The organism is Pseudomonas lini (assembly GCF_964063345.1).
GTDB classification, from domain to species: domain Bacteria; phylum Pseudomonadota; class Gammaproteobacteria; order Pseudomonadales; family Pseudomonadaceae; genus Aquipseudomonas; species Aquipseudomonas lini_B.
Genome location: NZ_OZ061318.1, coordinates 16,313 through 33,849 on the forward strand (window position 1 = coordinate 16,313; position 17,537 = coordinate 33,849).

At 53.2% G+C, this 17,537-nt stretch carries 12 protein-coding genes and 1 pseudogene; 5 read left to right on the top strand and 8 right to left on the bottom strand.

Going from position 1 to position 17,537, the window contains the following annotated elements:
* Nucleotides 1-11 precede the first annotated feature (11 nt).
* The gene (locus AB3226_RS00075; protein ID WP_367371467.1) at nucleotides 12-923 is read left to right on the top strand and encodes a hypothetical protein; all 912 of its coding nucleotides are present in this window, start codon (nucleotides 12-14) and stop codon (nucleotides 921-923) included.
* Between the two features lie 371 nt (nucleotides 924-1,294).
* Here AB3226_RS00075 and AB3226_RS00080 read toward each other — a convergent pair whose 3' ends face one another.
* From AB3226_RS00080 to AB3226_RS00100, 5 genes are all read right to left on the bottom strand, one after another.
* Nucleotides 1,295-2,602: an OprD family porin gene (locus AB3226_RS00080; RefSeq protein ID WP_367371468.1), complete on the bottom strand. Its 1,308-nt coding sequence runs from the start codon at nucleotides 2,600-2,602 to the stop codon at nucleotides 1,295-1,297.
* A 279-nt stretch (nucleotides 2,603-2,881) separates the two neighbouring features.
* Nucleotides 2,882-4,534: an AMP-binding protein gene (locus AB3226_RS00085; RefSeq protein WP_367371469.1), complete on the bottom strand. Its 1,653-nt coding sequence runs from the start codon at nucleotides 4,532-4,534 to the stop codon at nucleotides 2,882-2,884.
* A complete protein-coding gene (locus AB3226_RS00090; RefSeq protein ID WP_367371470.1) occupies nucleotides 4,531-5,277 on the bottom strand; it encodes a nitroreductase in 747 nt (248 codons plus the stop codon). The genes AB3226_RS00085 and AB3226_RS00090 overlap by 4 nt, the downstream gene beginning before the upstream one ends.
* 45 nt (nucleotides 5,278-5,322) lie before the next feature.
* Nucleotides 5,323-6,666: an MFS transporter gene (locus AB3226_RS00095; protein WP_367371471.1), complete on the bottom strand. Its 1,344-nt coding sequence runs from the start codon at nucleotides 6,664-6,666 to the stop codon at nucleotides 5,323-5,325.
* Between the two features lie 338 nt (nucleotides 6,667-7,004).
* A complete protein-coding gene (locus tag AB3226_RS00100) occupies nucleotides 7,005-8,030 on the bottom strand; it encodes an AraC family transcriptional regulator (protein WP_367371472.1) in 1,026 nt (341 codons plus the stop codon).
* A 390-nt stretch (nucleotides 8,031-8,420) separates the two neighbouring features.
* Between AB3226_RS00100 and AB3226_RS00105 the strand changes: the two genes are divergently transcribed.
* From AB3226_RS00105 to AB3226_RS00120, 4 genes and pseudogenes are all read left to right on the top strand, one after another.
* Nucleotides 8,421-9,188 carry a 3-hydroxyacyl-CoA dehydrogenase gene (locus AB3226_RS00105; RefSeq protein WP_367371473.1) on the top strand — a complete coding sequence of 256 codons (768 nt, stop codon included), beginning with the start codon at nucleotides 8,421-8,423 and terminating at the stop codon, nucleotides 9,186-9,188.
* 60 nt (nucleotides 9,189-9,248) lie between these two features.
* Nucleotides 9,249-10,439: an acetyl-CoA C-acyltransferase gene (locus tag AB3226_RS00110; protein WP_367371474.1), complete on the top strand. Its 1,191-nt coding sequence runs from the start codon at nucleotides 9,249-9,251 to the stop codon at nucleotides 10,437-10,439.
* A gap of 263 nt (nucleotides 10,440-10,702) precedes the next feature.
* Nucleotides 10,703-11,197 carry a MaoC/PaaZ C-terminal domain-containing protein gene (locus tag AB3226_RS00115; protein ID WP_367371475.1) on the top strand — a complete coding sequence of 165 codons (495 nt, stop codon included), beginning with the start codon at nucleotides 10,703-10,705 and terminating at the stop codon, nucleotides 11,195-11,197.
* Between the two features lie 102 nt (nucleotides 11,198-11,299).
* Nucleotides 11,300-12,227 (top strand): annotated as a pseudogene (locus AB3226_RS00120) (site-specific integrase); the annotation flags it as partial.
* 138 nt (nucleotides 12,228-12,365) lie between these two features.
* Here the strand turns inward: AB3226_RS00120 and AB3226_RS00125 are convergent.
* The 3 genes from AB3226_RS00125 to AB3226_RS00135 form a co-directional block, all read right to left on the bottom strand.
* Nucleotides 12,366-13,964 (bottom strand): methyl-accepting chemotaxis protein, encoded by a 1,599-nt coding sequence (locus AB3226_RS00125; RefSeq protein WP_367371476.1) that lies wholly within the window; start codon nucleotides 13,962-13,964, stop codon nucleotides 12,366-12,368.
* A 392-nt stretch (nucleotides 13,965-14,356) separates the two neighbouring features.
* A complete protein-coding gene (locus AB3226_RS00130) occupies nucleotides 14,357-15,700 on the bottom strand; it encodes an FAD-dependent oxidoreductase (RefSeq protein ID WP_367371477.1) in 1,344 nt (447 codons plus the stop codon).
* 525 nt (nucleotides 15,701-16,225) lie between these two features.
* Nucleotides 16,226-17,530: an NAD(P)/FAD-dependent oxidoreductase gene (locus AB3226_RS00135; protein ID WP_367371478.1), complete on the bottom strand. Its 1,305-nt coding sequence runs from the start codon at nucleotides 17,528-17,530 to the stop codon at nucleotides 16,226-16,228.
* Nucleotides 17,531-17,537: the final 7 nt, after the last annotated feature.

The following is a 17,537-nucleotide window of genomic DNA, read 5'->3' on the forward strand; positions in this document are numbered from 1 at the left end:
CAGGAGCCACCATGGGCCAGTCCACTGATCCCCGAGCTAGTCTCGCAGCATATGGTCAAGCACAAGCTGCTGAGTCCTACCCAGCTCAGTATGCTCGCTTCTATGCTACCCCCCCTTCTGTCTCCCAAGACCACGTGGAAATTTGGTACGCACGCGGCCAAAACTTCGTCGTAGGCCATGTCGATGCAAAACCGGGCGGTGAGATCCAGCGACTAAATCAGGTGGACGAATATGCCGTTCTGTCCCTAGATACCAACGTGCCTTTCGAAATCACCTGGGGAGGCGTCCAGACCCAAGTGAAAGGTGGTTCTATAGCATTCGTACCGGCTGGCCCAAGTTCGATCCGCTTGCAAGATGGAGGTCGTCTCACGCTAATGATTACGACCCAAAACAACGATGTTTGCGATCTTTGCGCGAACTCCGCAGCATACAAAACTCAACACGCGAACATCCCTCCGTTTGAAAAATGGCCGGAACCACCAACCGGCCCTAAGGTAAGGCACTACGGCCTTGATGTAGCTGACGAGCCGGGGAGATTTGGTCGAATCTGGCGTTGTTCGACCTTTATGATCAATGTACTTCCCGTCCAGATAGGGCCACGGGACATTACCAAGCTGTCGCCGCATCATCACGATACCTTTGAGCAGGGATCCCTTGCCCTGGAAGGCGCGTTCACTCACCACGTGCGCTGGCCATGGAATTCAGACTTGAACACCTGGCGTGCCGACGACCACGAGTTCTGTGCCTCTCCATCTCTCGCGGTTATTCCTCCGCCAGCGATTCACACATCGCGAGGTATGGAGGACGGGCGGAATCAATTGATCGATATTTTTTCCCCCCCTCGGGTCGACTTTTCCTTGAAGGAAGGCTGGGTACTTAACGCCGACGAATACCCGCTCCCGGCATCGATATCCCCCCTGTAAAGATCTGCCTGTTTACTTGACCTGCACCAGCACTAACTGTAGGTTTTGCTACACTCGCAGAACGTGTCGAGTCAGAGATGTGTCTAGTAACCAGCTACACAAAAAGCCCTTCTCGGGCTTTTTTGTGTATTCAATGTTGGCACCGATGCCTAATTGACCCAGTTGCCGAGATATCACTGACCCAGTCTGTTCCTCTCGAACCATTGCCCATGCGGGATTTGTGCAGATTTTGAGGTGGGTCAGGCTTGCTTCAGCACGTGGGTCAATTCGGCGTCGGCGTCGGCGTCGGCGTCAACAGGACGTGTCAGCTCAGAGGCAAATTGACCAGCTTAGAACTCTCGAAATGAGCGCGATATGTTTATGCTGCGTCCTTAGAGAAGTGGAATGCTGTAGCTTACAAACACCCGGTTCTGATCTTGATCACGGGCGGCTTCGCTATTGGATTTACCGTTACGCCAGCCGAAGCCAACACCTTTGAGTGCCCCCGACTGAAGGACGTAGTCCAAAAAAATATCCCTTTCCCATTCTTTCTGATTGTCGCCGGATCTCGTTTTGATATTGTCCCCGGAGACGTACATGACCGAGGCTTTCAGGCCTGGGACACCCAGAGCGGCAAAGTCATAGGCATACTGACCGAAAGATGCACGCTCCCCTGCACGGGTGAAGCTCTGGATCAGACGATCTGTATACAGGTACAAGCTGCTGCCTCCGGCGCCTTTATCTACCAAGCTACCCTGGTTGACTTGGGTGAAGCTGCTACCGTCCGAAACGCTTTGGTAGCCCGCAGTTATCGCATGGCCGCCAAGGGTGTATATCAATGCAGCGCTCCAGAGACGGTTGTCGATCACGCCATCACCGTTTTTGGTGTAGCCACTGACCCTGTAACCCGATGTACCGGAGCTGTTTTCACCTGATGAGTCAGTTTTGAAGTAGCGCAGGTCAGTTTTCAGGGATTGATTGTCCGAGAACGCAAGCGTGTGAATCAGTCCGAAAAACTGCTGGCTATAGTAGTTCTCGAGATGGGCATAGTAGTACTGAGCCGTCAGATCCTTGGTGACTTTCCAGTCGCCCCCGGCGAAGTCGAACTGGTTGCTTTCACGCGTACCGCCCATAGCGGCCAGCCCCGTCTGATCAGTTGAACCGCGACCTGTTGCATGTTCAATTCGCCCACCCGTCAGGGTCAGATCCTTGAACTCGCTCGAGGTGATTTGGCCGCCCTCAAAGGTTTGTGGAAGCACCCGTCCATCATTGGCGACCAGAATCGGAAGTTTCGGAATCAAGGTGCCGTAGCGTAGTTCGGTCTTCGACATTTTGACTTTTCCGGTCAGCCCCAGCCGGCTCCACTCGTCGACGGCGCGGTTGTCACTGTCCGAGGGAATCATAGAGCTGCCGACGTGTCGTCCCTTGCCAGTATCCAGGGTAATTCCCAGCAACCCCAGGGTATCAACACCAAAACCAACGGCGCCATCCGTATATCCCGATTTGAAGTCCAACATGAAACCCTGCGCCCACTCCTCGGTTTTCGAAGGGGCAGCGGTGCCATCACGGTTGTCGTTATTGAAGTAGAAACTCCTCATTCCCAAGGTAGCTTTGCTATCACTTAGGAAGTCAGCAAACGCCTGGCCACTTAGGGCAATGCTGCCAAACACCAAAGTTGCAGAAATTTTCTTTACGCTCACTTATAACGCTCCGATTTTTTTATATTTGTAAGTAACAGAAGCAACAAGGAAATCTTCCAAACCAACGCAACACACACGAATCTCACGCAGAGTTCGCTCACGCGAATGCATCAATTGAATATGCGCAAATTGCTCAACACTTCAAGCACCTTTTACTTGTTTGTAGTGCGTATGATTTTCGACTATCTAATTGGTAGCGCCGTGCGAGTTATATCTGCGAACCAAAATCTTCATCCATACCAAACAATTCAGTTCTCCCTAGAGTGAGCTGAACACGCCCTAGCAATTTGAAGCTAAACGGACAATTGCATCGCGACTGCCTGCTTGCTCTCGAAGTAAAAACTTCTGGATTTTCCCAGTTGCGGTTTTTGGTAATTCCGTAAAAATCACTCTGCGAGGGCATTTGAATCGAGCAAGACGGGTTTGGCAGAACACAATTATTTCTGCCTCGCTGGGAGGCTCAATACCACTTTTTAGTTCAACAAACGCGCAGGGGACTTCCCCCCATTTGTCATCAGGCTGAGCGACGACTGCAGCATGTAAAACAGCTGGATGACAATGGATGGTTTCTTCGATCTCTACGGACGAGATATTCTCCCCTCCGGAAATAATGACGTCCTTGCAACGGTCGGTAATTTGTACATAACCGTTGGGGTGCACAACGGCTACATCACCAGTATGAAACCAGCCGCCTTCAAAGGCTTTTCGGGTTGCGCTTTCATTCTTCAGATAACCCATCATCACGGTGTTGCCCTTGAGCAGCAGCTCACCAGTTGTTTGGCCGTCTTTTGGTACTGGCTGCATAGTTTCGGAGTCAGCGACCATTAAGCCTTCGAAGGCTGCCGCACGAGCCCCTTGGCGCACACGGAAAGCGCCTTGCTCACTCGGTGTCAAATCGTCCCAACCGTCTTGCCATACGCAGCTAATCGGGGTGCCGGAAACTTCAGTAATTCCATAAACGTGGTCAACGTCGAAGCCTCGTGAGACTACGGCGTTAAGTACGGTGGCCGGAGGTGGGGAACCAGCAGTCAGCACTCGAACCGGAGTTTTAAGCGCAGGACGGTCTGCGGCGTTCGCAATCATGGCCATAACAATAGGCGCCGCACAGAAATGATCGACACCATAGTTATCTATCGACTCAAACACCGTCTCTGCGGAAACTTTTCTCAGGCACACGTGCGTGCCGGCCGCCGCAGTGATCGCCCAGGTAAAACACCATCCGTTAGCGTGGAACATGGGTAGTGTCCACAGGTAACGAGGAGCCCGAGAAAGCGGCCAGTTAGTCATCTGCAGCATACTCATGAGGTAAGTGCCGCGATGGCTAGCGACGACCCCCTTAGGATCGCCGGTTGTACCTGAGGTGTAGTTGAGCGCTATCGGCTGCCACTCGTCACTTGGCCATACGCCCTCGAAATCAGGACTACCGCTGCCAATGAAGGTTTCGTAATCGATGTCTCCAATGCTTTTGCAAATGGGCGCCAGGTGATCATTGATGTCGATGACCATAGGGCGGTGCTCAAGGAGTCCAAGAGCGGCATCAGCCAGTGCAGCAAACTCTCGATCCACCAAGAGGAGCTTGCATTCCCCATGGCGAAGTATGAATGCCACTCCTTCAGCATCCAGGCGGTAGTTGACTGTATTCAGTACCGCGCCGCAGAGGGGTATCCCAAAATGCGCCTCGAGCATGGCAGGAGTATTGGGAGACAGGATTGAAATGGTGTCTCCCGCACCCATGCCTTTTTCGGAAAGTGCCGAGGCGAGTCGATAGCACCGTTCGCGAGTTTCACTCCAGGTTCTGCGAAGTTCTCCATGAACTACAGCTGTCCGATCCGGGTGCACAAGTGCTGCGCGATCTAGAAAACCAAGGGGAGTCAGGGGCAAATAGTTTGCCTTGCAGTGATCAAGCCCATTCTCATAAGCACCAGGCTTCATGGTGTTGTCTCCTTATTATTGTGATGAAAAGTGGAAAACGCGCTCACCGGCTCCCGATCAGTAACCAAGGTGTTCTCAATACTGGTCTCGTCGGCGTATCCAAGACTCATTCCGCAAACCAGCATTTGATCAGCGGGGATCGCAAGGGCTTGCGAAATCACGTGGTGATATTTCAAAAAGGCTGCTTGTGGGCAGGTGTGCAACTTCCTTCCTCGCGCTGCCACCATCACCGCCTGCAGAAACATTCCGTAGTCAAGGAGACTCCCCTCCTTAAGCACTCGATCAATGGTGAAGATCAAGCCGACTGGCGCATCAAAGAAATGGTAATTGCGACCGTGTTGCGCATGCATCCGCTGCTTGTCACCCTTTGCAATTCCCAGCAGTCCATAGAGCTCCCAGCCTACTTTCCTTCTCCGATCCACGTATGGTGAAGTCCATTCGCGTGGGTAATATTCGTATGCGTCTTCAAGGTTGTTGCTGAGTGACGGATTGTTGTCAATTTCCGCGATGGCGCATGAAAGACGAGTCTTTGCTTCTCCAGTGACAACATGGACGCGCCAAGGCTGCATGTTCACTCCCGTTGCGCAGAATCGAGCGATATCAAGTATCGATTCAATTTCTTCGCGTGGTACAGGAGTGGGCAAAAAAGCCCGAATGCTGCGTCGTGAAGCTATCGCCCAATCAACCGTTTGGCTAAGCAGTTCAGACGATACTGGCGGTTGGGATAAGCGATTCATTTTCATGCGTTAGAGTCCACGGATTCAGTTACAGGCGGATGCATCATGGTTTTAGCTAGACAGGGCTGGGGCCTTTCTGACTTGAGTCGAGTCTGCGCGCGACTGGTTAATCATGGTGACGGCGGCAGCGCCAATAAGACCAGCAAGGCTAATGGCCATGAAGTTTTTCTCAAGCGGAAGGTTTAGTGATACCAGCCAGCCGATGAGGATAGGTGCGACGATAGCGCCAATTCTTCCTACACCAGACGCGAAACCCACACCGGTTGAACGAATCGATGAAGGGTAGAAATCCCCGGCGTACGCATATGCCAACAGCTGGGTACCAAGCGTCGATGCCCCGACAATGAACACCACTGGAAATAGCAAAGTTGTTGAGCGCGTATAGCCCAAAATTGTTAGAGCAATTGCTCCTACGATATAAAAGCAGACCAGTACGTGTTTGATGTTTAGCTTGTCGCTCAACCATCCCCCGCCAATTGCACCGGCGATTGCCCCCACATTGAAAACAATCACAAAGTTCAACGCGGAGCCAAGACTGAACCCAGCCATCGCCATAAGCTTGGTCAACCAGGAGTTAAGGGCGTACACCATGAAGAGGCCGGTCATGAACGCCGCCCAAATCATTATGGTGCTAAAGCCTCGACCATCCTTGAACAAGTTACGAACTGGCGCTTCCTGTTTATCCAATACACTGGCATTTCCGGTCATCACAGTGTTTTCGTCGATCATGAGAGTAGGGTCTATCTTGCGAGCAATAGCCCGTAGCTCATCCTGACGTCCGGTTTTAAGCAGGTAGCCTATGGACTCAGGCATGGTCTTCAGGATCATAGGAATCAAAAGCACTGGCAGCAGCGCCACATAAAACACCCACTGCCATCCGTGACTCTCAATGAGTTGCTTGCCAGTTAGTGCAACCAAGATACCGCCCACGGAGTACCCCGCGAAAACGAGGGTTACCAGGCGCGTACGGAGTTTGAGTGGAGAAAACTCACCCATCTGAGCGGTGCAAATTGGCAGTACTCCGCCGATGCCAAGGCCCGCGATGAAGCGAGAAATGCTGAAGCTGATCGGGTCACTGGTGAGACCAGCCCCGGCAGTGAAAATGCTGAACAAGGCCACACAGATTGCGATCATCTTGGGACGCCCGATACGGTCAGCTAGCGTTCCAAGAAATATCGCTCCGAGCATCGTTCCGAAGAGCGCAGAACCAGCCATGATGCCGGCGCTGGTTGGATCAATGTCCATGTCCTTCATGATTGCCGGAAGGGCTGCACCGACTACAGCGAGGTCATAGCCATCGATTATCAGAATGAGGACACACCAAAATAGAATGAGCCCATGGAAGCGGTTGAACTTCGATTCAACCGCGAGTGCATAAACGTTTATCGGCTGCATATCGCGTCTCCTTCGATCTTGTTTTTGTTTGTGAAGTGCCAGGCACCCGGTCTTGGAGGCATATCCAGGGGGGACGCACCGGTTGAAGGCTCGGTGGTCTGCTTGAGATGCGACACCTTGGGCTACCTGCGTCGCATCGTAGGAGTTGGGCTTGCTGCGGCCTATGCCCTGCGACATCGTTCTGCTTGACCGATTTGGACACCCATAGCTGGCCAGAAACCACCCATGTGATCTTGGGGAGGAGATGTCCATCGGCATTTTGGCGGGTGCAACGAGTTGCAGATCTCAGTACGAAATCTGGCGGGGGAAGTAGTGCTCTTGTTCCGCAAGTAAGGCTTTTAGCTTTCGCCCGGTTCTTCCGCATTGGAGCGGCGATATGCGCCAGGGCTCACTCCCGTCCACTTCTTGAAGGCGCGGTGAAATGCACTGCTTTCCTGGAAGCCTGTGAGAGCAGCTACTTCGGTTACTGTCATATTTGGCTGGCACAGCAGGTTGATCGCCATGTCGCGGCGCAGATTGTCTTTCAAACGCTGATAGCTAACCCCCTCGGCCTGGAGCCTTCGCTGAAGCGTCGAATATGACATGCGGAGCACTTTGGCCACCTTATCCAGCTCTGGCCATTCCTCTGGATTCAGGTCTCTCAATCTCATTCGGATCTGGGCGCTGATGCTGTCCTCGTTACGATATTTTACCAACAGACTAGCAGGCGACTCTTTCAAAAACGTCGATAGGCTGGCCTTGTTTTGCACGACCTTGAGGCTTAGAAAAATGCGGTCAAATCGAATCATCGTAACTGGAGCGCCAAACTGAATTTCTTCACAAAAGCGCATCCGATAGTCGCTATCGTCGAGCGGTCGATTCGGTCTAAAGCAGAGCTCCTTTATCGGAATGCGTCTGTTACCCAGCCAGCAGAGCAATCCATGTACCAAGATCAGCCATGTTCCGTAGCTAAAGAGGCGGCGCTCAATTCCTTTGTCATGGATAACGATGACGGCGGAGTCGTCTTCAAGCCTCAGCTCACCGTGAATATCGTCCAATACGAGGCGTAGAAATTTCAGAATCCGCCGCAACGCTTGCTCTAACGACTCGCAGTCAATCGAAGCCTGGCACATCAATCGGAAGCTACCTCGTCGCATTGGATGGCTATCGATTCCGAAAAACTCATCGTCGAGTAGATCTGAAAGAGCGACCCACAGGCGAGAAAATGCAGCAGCCGAAACCCTGGCCTGGGGAGAAGTGAGGAGTTCCGGATCTATGCGTGCTTGCTGCAATGCGATGGATGTGTCCAGTTGGCGTCGCAATGCGCCATCGAGGGCTTCATGCACCAATCCAATTGAAGTAGTTCCCTTGTCCTGGATGAGCATGCTTATTCCTCTGCGCAGTTGATATTTGACATTATGCTGACCTTCAAATCTCTTCGGCAGGTCTGCATTGAGCAACCTGGCGAGCCTGAATTGTTTATCTACGTTCCAGCTTCACAGCATTGCATGTCAACCCGAAGGTTTTGTAATCAGGGAACGCTTCTGCAACCCCCCTCCTAGCCCTCGATACCTGGCCTCAATTATCCAAAGCATTCAACCAAGCTGAGGCATTTGAGCATTGTCGAGGCCACTGATCACCGACAATATCCGTTTAAGAATCTCCAGCGTGACTTACACCTGAAGTAAACCGGCGGCCGGCACCGATCTGGCCGTTGGGCCTTTTACATGTCAAATAACCGCGTATGCGGTACTGCCAAATTGTGAGGAAACATCATGCGCATCGAAAACTCAGTCTTCCTGATTACTGGCGCAGGTTCTGGACTCGGGCTGGCTTCGGCGCGTGAGTTGGTGGGCCGAGGTGCAAACGTGGTGCTGGTCGATGTGAACGAAGCCGCTGGTGTAGCTCGCGCTGACGAGCTAGGAAAACGTGCGATTTTCGTGCGAGCAGACATCACCAGTGAAATTGATTGCCGTACAGCAATTGCCTCTGCGGTAGGCGTCTTTGGCGCGTTGCATGGGGTGATCAACTGCGCGGGTGTTGCACCAGCCGAACGGATTTTAGGCCGTAATGGCGCACATGGGCTTGAGAGTTTTCGTCGAACTATCGAAATCAATTTGATCGGTAGCTTCAACATGGTTCGCCTTGCTGCTGAGGCTATGGCGGGGGGAGAGCCCGATGAAGAAGGTGAGCGCGGCGTAGTCATAAATACGGCCTCTGTCGCAGCTTTTGACGGTCAGACGGGCCAAGCCGCTTACGCCGCGTCCAAAGGTGGTGTTGCTGCCATGACACTGCCATTGGCACGCGACCTAGCTCGTTCAGGCATCCGTGTTATGTGCATTGCACCCGGAATATTTGAGACCCCGATGATGGCGGGTATGCCTCGGGACGTGCAGGCATCATTGGCAGCCAATGTGCCGTTCCCTCCACGGCTGGGACGGCCTTCCGAGTACGCAGCGTTGGCAGCGCACATCATCGAAAACTCCATGCTCAATGGTGAGGTGATTCGTTTGGATGGTGCTTTGAGAATGGCCGCGAAATAGATCGAGTTAAAAGTCTGTGATCGGGCACAAGCCCCCCAACATGAAACAGAGGATTCAGTTATGAGCCATACCGACCCTATCGTCATTGTCAGTGCTGTCCGAACTCCGTTAGGAGGCTTTCTTGGGAATTTCAAGGAAGTCACCGCTGCGCAGCTGGGAGCGGTTGCAATTCGTGCCGCCGTGGAACGAGCCAGCCTGCAGCCCCGTGACATTGACGAGGTCATCATGGGATGCGTGCTACAAGCTGGGCAAGGCCAGGCTCCGGCTCGCCAAGCTGCCCTGTTGGCGAATCTTCCGGAGCAAGTGGTGTGCTCAACAGTCAACAAGATGTGCGGCTCTGGCATGAAAGCGCTGATGTTCGGCCACGACCTTCTCCATGCCGGGAGCGCAGAGGTGGTGGTTGCCGGAGGTATGGAAAGCATGTCAAACGCTCCCTACCTGTTGGAGCGGGCTCGCTCAGGCTATCGAATGGGCCACAGCAAGATCATTGATCATATGTTTCTCGATGGGTTGGAGGATGCCTACGAGAAAGGCCGGCTCATGGGCACATACGCCGAAGACTGTGCTCAGAGTTATGGATTCACTCGAGGCCAGCAGGATGAGTTTGCGATCAGCTCGTTGACCCGAGCTCAGAAGGCAATCACCGAAGGGCGTTTCCAGGACGAGATTGTCCCTGTGCTGGCCTCGTCTGGCCGTGAGACGGTTTCGATTGAAAGCGATGAACAGCCGGGTAAGGCCCGGATCGACAAAATTCCTACGTTGAAACCTGCGTTTCGCGAAGGGGGGACGGTGACTGCGGCGAACTCCAGTTCTATTTCGGATGGCTCGGCTGCCCTCGTGCTAATGCGCTTGTCTGAAGCCGAGCGTAGAGGCCTTACACCGTTGGCCCGGATAGCAGGTCATGCATCCTACGCGCACGCTCCCGGCCTCTTTGCCTGCGCTCCGGTCGGTGCGATTAAACGCTTGCTGGAGCGAACCAACTGGTCAATGCAGGATGTTGATCTCTTTGAGATCAATGAGGCCTTTGCCGTGGTGCCCATGGTTGTTATCCGAGACTTGAACGTCGGACATGAGCAGTTAAATGTCCACGGTGGGGCATGCGCTTTGGGGCACCCGATTGGTGCGTCAGGTGCGCGTGTTGTTGTTACGTTGGTAAATGCCTTGAGGCAGAACACGCTAAAGCGTGGCATCGCTTCTGTGTGCATTGGTGGCGGCGAGTCGACCGCGATTGCTATCGAACTCCTCTCATAGAGGAGCGTACTGGCTGTAACAAGTTTCCCGCTGCGCCTCGGAAATCTTTTTTTGCGCAAAGGATTTGTCTGTGAACTACCGGCCCCTAATAGTTGATCATGTCGAAGGGGCTGGCTTGATCACGCTTAACCGCCAGACGCACTAAATGCGATCCACGCAACGCCTGGCCAGAAAGAAGGGATGCGAGCATTTGTGGAGAAACTCGCAGCTAAGTTTTGAGCGTCAGTGTCGCGAGTTTAACGCTGCAGAATCCAGGAGATACCGTGGCAGAGAAAGAACTGTATTGGGAAGACCTCACCCCGGGTAGAACTTGGACAGCCAAGCAATCTGTTCCTATCACAACGGAACAAATTATCGCCTTTGCTGCCGAGTACGATCCTCTCGATATTCATATAGATCCTGACCTTGCCCGTTCGAGTCCGCTTGGGGTGCACTGTGCCAGCGGCGTACAAACCTTCGGTATCTCGCAGCGGTTGATGTGTGATGCCTTACTGCTTCAAACAAATGTCGTGGCGGGTGGGAAGATCGATGGTTTTAGGATGGTTGCTCCAGTAGTGCCTGGAGACATTCTCAAGCTCTCAGCTCAAGTCGTTCGATCACTCATCCACGCGGGGAACCATGAACGAGGGTGGATTGTGTTTAAAGTCGACGTCGCTACGACGAGGGGAAAAACCGTCCTTGTTTATGAGATGACGGTATTGATATTGCGCAGGGGCGGACAGGGTGGGTCTTTACCGGGAAGCGTTGGCCAGCATTGAGACTCCTGTGACCCTCTTTTGGCCAGAAGCACACGGATGGTAGAGCCAGCTAGGCGTTACTCAAGAGACCCAGGAGATGCTTGATCTCTGCGCCGAGAAGAACAGGCCATTGGTTTGTTTGCCGATATCACTCAGATGTTTGCATGGGCAGAAAAGCACCAGCCCTGGCGTGCTCTGCTGGTTAATGGCAACCCGACCAACCTGATTGAGATTAATAAGCATGATCCCCCGCAGACTACGAAGAGGAATGAAGCCACATCCTTTCGCCGGCTGAACTATTGGAACTGCATTACCGTTTCCAATAGATGGCAACCAATTACAACGCCCACCCCCGCCGGTCAAAAATACGAGGGTATTCGGCCGTTAAAGAAGGAAAGCCAACTTGCATTCTGGATCAGCCAGGGTACTTTGTGCCGGATGGGTGAGTTGCTGCAGGCCAAATGGAAAATTGTCGATCTGGAACAGCGGACCTGGTTCCTCCCCGGTGAAAATGTCAAAGGCACGCGCGGTAAATAACAGGACCACCATGTTTTCCTCTCGCCTTTCGCCCTGCATTTCTTTCAAGAGCTGAAGATATTGACGGGACATTCCCAGTGGTGCTTTCCCAACAAACAGGCTGATGGGCATGTGGACGTAAAAGTGGTGAGCAAACGGGTGGGTGACCGCAAAGCCCGGTTCAAAAACCGCGAGGCCCTCTCACGACGGCGTCATGACGATATCCTGGTGCTTGCCGATGGCCAGAACGGCAACTGAACACTGCATGACCTGCGCCGTACCGGCGCGACCATGATGCAGGCTTTGGGGGGTCAGCCAGGACCTCATTAATAGATGCCAAAACCATGTGTTGGCCGGCTCGCGGGTGAGACGCCACTACCTATATCACGACTATGCCGAAGAGAAGAAACGCGCCTGGAATCTATTGGGCGATCGACTCAGTGCCGTGCTGTCCTCGACCTACGAGCATCCTCCGGCCGAGTCGATAATGTCTGTTCCTGCATACGCGGCGACGGAGACGCGGTCCCCCACATAATGTCGGACTGCTTTCAGCCATTGACGACAGGCAGGAGCCGGCTGAGGCTGTGTAAAAACATAAACTACCTCGCTAAGGAAACCCACTGCCCCATAGTAAGGTCGCGGGCAAATACGATATTGAAGTCTTTCGATTTTTTTACCAACGAAAACGCCCGACCGACTGCTGCAAGTCACTACCTAAACGAGCTAGTTCTACTGAAGAACTCATCGTTTGCCCCGACTTAATTGCAGACAGGTCAGCCATGCTGTGAATCTCTATGATGTTTTGGTTGATCTGAACCACTGTAACGCCCTGCTCTTCGGCACCTGCAGCGATCTGATGGTTCATGGCCTGAATATCAGCTACTGCTTGAGTGATTTCAAGCAACGAGATACGTGCTTGCTGGGCTAGGTTTACAGCCTCTCTGGTTCGTAAATTGCCGCGCTGCATAAGCTCCCACGCCGTATGGCTTCCATCCTGAAGCGAAATTACGAGACTTTCTATCTGCTTTGTCGATTGCTGAGTACGCATCGCCAGCCCTCGAACCTCGTCCGCGACCACTGCAAATCCACGCCCCTGCTCTCCTGCTCGAGCAGCCTCGATTGCCGCATTTAATGCCAAGAGATTAGTTTGCTCCGCAACAGCTTTTATTACATCAATCACCTGGTTGATGCATGCACTATCGTGCTGGAGTCTTTCCATAGCGCCACCTAACTTGGCCATATCCTCAGAAAGGCATTCTATGTATTCGACTGCACCATTTACTACTTGCTCTCCGCCGCGCGCCTTTTCATCCGCCATGCTTGCCAATGCAGCTGCTTCCTCTGTGCTTTGTGCAATCGCTTGAACGGTTGTCACCAGTTCATTTACAGCAGCAGAGACCTGCACTATTGCCAACGTCTGCTGCTCAATATCAGTTTGAGCCTGCTCGCAAATCGACGAAAGCCCCTCGGAAGCAGCAACCAATTGCGCAGCTCCCTGATTGATGTCTCCTACGAGATGACGTAAACCATTCGCCATTCTACGAGTAGCGTTTTGCAACTGCCCTATCTCATCGTTACGGCAGCTTTCCTCCACATCGACCAAATCACCAGAGGCAATGCGCTCAGCCATCTGAACAGTCGCTTTTAGAGGAGGAACCAGTTGGTGCGATATGAACCAGACACCACACGCGGAGATAAATATCGCAATCAGTGTAGCCCCAGCCAATAGCGTGTATATCAAAGCCACCTTATCATCACGATCACTGACCAGATACGACATCAGTTTGTCTACCGACCTCTCCAAGTCTGCATGTTGACCAGCCAATTGCTCAGCCTCTTCCCTCCAAGAAACTATCACTCCCGGCGCCAATCCGGAGTTATTAGGCACTGCAGCGCGGACCAGTCCAGAAAACTTCCGATCATGGATAACTAATTCGCTAGTCAATCCATTTAAGTCGTTTGCGGCCGGAAACACGAACAAAGGCAAAGCCTCTTCAATGCTACTCTTTAGCCGCTCCATTGATGAGGTTCTATCCTGAAGAGCTTGTTCGTCATGAAGAAACAGATATTGCCTTTCCACCGCCTTTAGATTTTGCACTTCCACCTTAAAATCACTAACAAGCCCACTTTTTTCTAGCAGACCGGAGAGTGCGTAAACACTGTAAAACCCAGTAAGTGTGACAATTAGTCCGACACCAATAACCAGAGAAAACACGAGCATCAACTTGGATTGAACCCCAACCCCTCCCAACATATAGTCACTATTTTTCACAATCACCCCCCTAGTTTTTGTTATAAAATGGTAGTTCTGCGTTTCCAATGCGCAGCCTTTAAGTAGACTCCGAATAAGTCAGCCCTTTCCAATCAATTGCCGGTCGATTCTCCCTCGGTCCTCCACATCAAAACTGTGATCCCAGCGACAAGGATCGCGATTAGACCTAGACCGACCGAGTCAATAGCCAACCTCATGACCACACGAGGGTTTCCCAAATAGAAGCGACGACTTCGTTCTGTGGGCTGTCAGGGCCCAGCGGGAATGGCAACAGTCCTGAAAAAACTAGCCCGACAAAGCTGACCGTGATCGCAATGAATGCGAACAAACCGCTCAATTTTCAGCACGCGATTCGAAACGGAATTATTATCATTGGAACTTACCGAGAGTTACTAGGAGTGGCTCGGTATGGAAACCGGTGCTTGCTTAACCTTTATCGGGAAATTCTCAATAACCTGTTTGACCGCCCTGTTCGCCGTGCGCGTGCAGGCGGCGGTCCCCGCGTCGCCGAACTCCTTGACGCCGTCACCCACGTTCCACAAGTTGGCGACCGGCGTTTCGATCGGCAGATCGTAGCCGGTGATCGCGCGTTGCGCCGGCCACTCATGCGCTGTCACGTCGATCGCGACGATCATTGATTCATCGAAGCCTGGGAAGTAGTCCTTCAGGTCAGCGATGAGCAGTTGCTTTTCTTTCTCAAGGTCGAAGTCGCCACGCGCCGGACGGGGCGTGGATGCCCCACTGTAGAGGTACCACTCACCAGGCCGCAGGATGCGCTTCTGCTCCGGCGCGCTGAAGTTGCCCGCATAGGTCAGGCGTCGGCTCTTTCCGATCAGCGCCAGGCCGGGCCACTGCACCAGCGGCTTGGGACTGGCGAAATGCATGGTGATGATCGCGGCGCCATCGGTCGCTTTCTCCACCGATTCGGCGTAGCCGACGGGGAAATTCTCCGCACCAGCGATGCGGACCGTGTTCAGCGGGCCGACGTTGCTCACCACCACGTCCACCGACACGGAGACAGTTTGACCCTCATGCTCAATCTCAGCACCGGTGACCAGGCCGTCGGAGCCGAAGATCAGCCGCTTCACCGGCGAGTTCAGCCAGACCTCGCCGCCCTGGGATTCAATCCAGTTGGAAAGCCCCTTCCACACCTCGATCGTGCCACCCACTGTGTAACCGATGCTCTTGAACGATGTACCCTGGGTCAGGCAGAAGAGGAACACCTCGGCGAGCACATCCTCGCCGGAGCCCGCGAAGAACGCACCGCAGACGTTGTCCACCAAGTTGTGGATATGCTTGCTGCGCGTGAACCGGTTCACCCATTCAGTGGTGGACTGACCCTTCTTGGGACGAAAAGCAGGTGCGACCGATCCGATGAACTTGAGCAGATAGGGTACTAGCGTTCTGGCTGTTCCGGTCAGTCCTTTGCCCGGATCGACATCAAACACGCGCCTCCCCCACAGCAGCGAGGTCTGCGGCTCGGGGATCCACAGGTCGAGCTTGAGTCCAAGGTCCTTGTACAACTCGGCTACCGCACCGTCGCGCTCGATCGCCAGGGCACCGCTGTTCAGCAGGAACCCATCGACCTCCCGCGTCGAGGCGCGTCCGCCGACACGCTCCAGAGACTCGACTAGCAGCGTACGATAACCAGCCTGCGTCAGCCGCGCCGCAGCGGAAACACCACCTGCACCGGCACCGATCACGAGCGCATCAAATCGAAGCTTATTTTCTATCATTGTCTTTCCTATTGATTCGCCAGAAATAACACGGGTAGAGGATTTATATGATTTTCGATTAAAATCGCCTAAGAACTTTCACACGGGGAGTCGTTCGATTGAATTAAGAATTCAGCCTCCATGCAAAGTAAAATTTCACGCACTGCAGATTGAACGAATCGCACTGTAAAGTGAGTTACATGACTGAGACAACGGTCAGGACTTCCGCTTCATACATTCTAGCCACACGCTATCGTTAATTCATAACAGTTCGCATTGATTTGGCCGCCGCCTGCCCTCCCGCCTTGTCTTTATAATTATCACCGCAATCTTAATGGCGTTTTTTTACAGTTCCCATGGCAAAACTGATGAGCAGTTGGAAGAAGCCACACCCTCTTTCTAAGCCATTGCTCCCGCACCAAGCCCCACAAAACGAGGAGTCATTTGCTGCGTAATCTTCAAAGTAACTGGCCTTGGTGAAACGTCAACGGCTGCTAGAGCGGCACGTGTGAATCCGACTGCCCCGCTCTGCAACCTTTAAACTCGTCAGGACAGGTCACGTACCAGCCGGTTCGCAGCCAACTCTCCGCTGAGAATTGCCGCCTCAACACCCGCGTGAGCGAAGTAATCCCCCGCCAGATATATTCCTCTGGGCATTTCTTGATGAACCGAATCCATTTTGGCGTAATGGCCTGGCACCGCAATCGAAAGCCCACGCTTGTAATAGAAAACCTCCACAAACGACGGCTCCGGCGCGCTACCAAATACCTCGGTCACCGCCATGAGGGCTTCGCGCTTGATGTCCTCTTCACTCATGTCCTTCAATGGTGGGGTGTAGAAGTAAACTCCTACTGCCTCTCCCCCCGGAGGAACGGCCCCTGGGTGACGACGGCTTTGCAACACGCAGGCACCCCAGGTTCTCACCTGGTTACCCGGTAGCGCCAGACTGACCGGGAAGTCTGGCCATGGGTTCTGCTTGTAGCAAACCTGCACATGGGCATACTCGGAATAAGTGCAGTTGCGTAGACTCTCGCAAGCTGAATTCGGTGCCAATCCTTGCAACAGGTCAGCCGATACACCTGGCTCCGATGCCAAGACTACTGCATCGACCTCCACCTCACGGCCCTGAGTGGCCACTACATATCTGGCTCCCTTGCGGCACACAGAGTCGACCCTGCTGGAGAGACTCAAATGCACGCCTTGAGAACCTTCAATCAGCCAATCCGAAATCTGCCCCATTCCTTTGGGTGGAACGGAAAGCGACAGCTTGTAGAACTGCTGCACGACCGCCTGAAAGAGTGAAGTACTCAGCGAACTTAAGGGCACAGCGTACAGAAATCCCATATACGGCAGGGTAATGTAGCGCGTCGCCTTATCCCCCAGCTCACGCTCAGACCACGCTTGCAGGCTCTCACCATTGTCATACTTGGCTAACTCAGCCCCGTCGAAGCAGCTCTTAGGTCCGGAAGAGAACAATTGCTTTAGCACGCCGTAGGCGACGCTAAGTTTTTCGCTAAAACTGAAGACAGGAAGTTTGAGAAAGCTCATCACTTGATCGAATTCAACGGTATAGCGCTGCTGATCACGGTCGATAATGTGTGCTTTGGCATCCCAGCGCACCAACTCCTTGTACTTGCCAAGCTCTTTGAGAATAGCATTGGTCCGCGGATAGATTCCCCCCATCAGAAACAGGGCCCCCGTCCCGAGGTTGAATCCCTCGCGCTGTATTTGACTGGTTCGTCCACCCACTTGGTCTTGAGCGTCAAACAGATATACCTCATGGCCATTCTTGCGAAGCGTATATGTCGCAGCACAACCTGCCGGCCCAGCACCAACAACTGCAATTTTCATAGAGTCA

Coding starts and splice junctions, on each gene's coding strand:
- AB3226_RS00085 (WP_367371469.1), bottom strand. CDS start 4,534: ATGAAGCCTGGTGCTTATGAGAATGGGCTTGATCACTGCAAGGCAAAC.
- AB3226_RS00130 (WP_367371477.1), bottom strand. CDS start 15,700: ATGATAGAAAATAAGCTTCGATTTGATGCGCTCGTGATCGGTGCCGGT.
- AB3226_RS00100 (WP_367371472.1), bottom strand. CDS start 8,030: ATGCTCATCCAGGACAAGGGAACTACTTCAATTGGATTGGTGCATGAA.
- AB3226_RS00095 (WP_367371471.1), bottom strand. CDS start 6,666: ATGCAGCCGATAAACGTTTATGCACTCGCGGTTGAATCGAAGTTCAAC.
- AB3226_RS00075 (WP_367371467.1), top strand. CDS start 12: ATGGGCCAGTCCACTGATCCCCGAGCTAGTCTCGCAGCATATGGTCAA.
- AB3226_RS00135 (WP_367371478.1), bottom strand. CDS start 17,530: ATGAAAATTGCAGTTGTTGGTGCTGGGCCGGCAGGTTGTGCTGCGACA.
- AB3226_RS00090 (WP_367371470.1), bottom strand. CDS start 5,277: ATGAAAATGAATCGCTTATCCCAACCGCCAGTATCGTCTGAACTGCTT.
- AB3226_RS00110 (WP_367371474.1), top strand. CDS start 9,249: ATGAGCCATACCGACCCTATCGTCATTGTCAGTGCTGTCCGAACTCCG.
- AB3226_RS00105 (WP_367371473.1), top strand. CDS start 8,421: ATGCGCATCGAAAACTCAGTCTTCCTGATTACTGGCGCAGGTTCTGGA.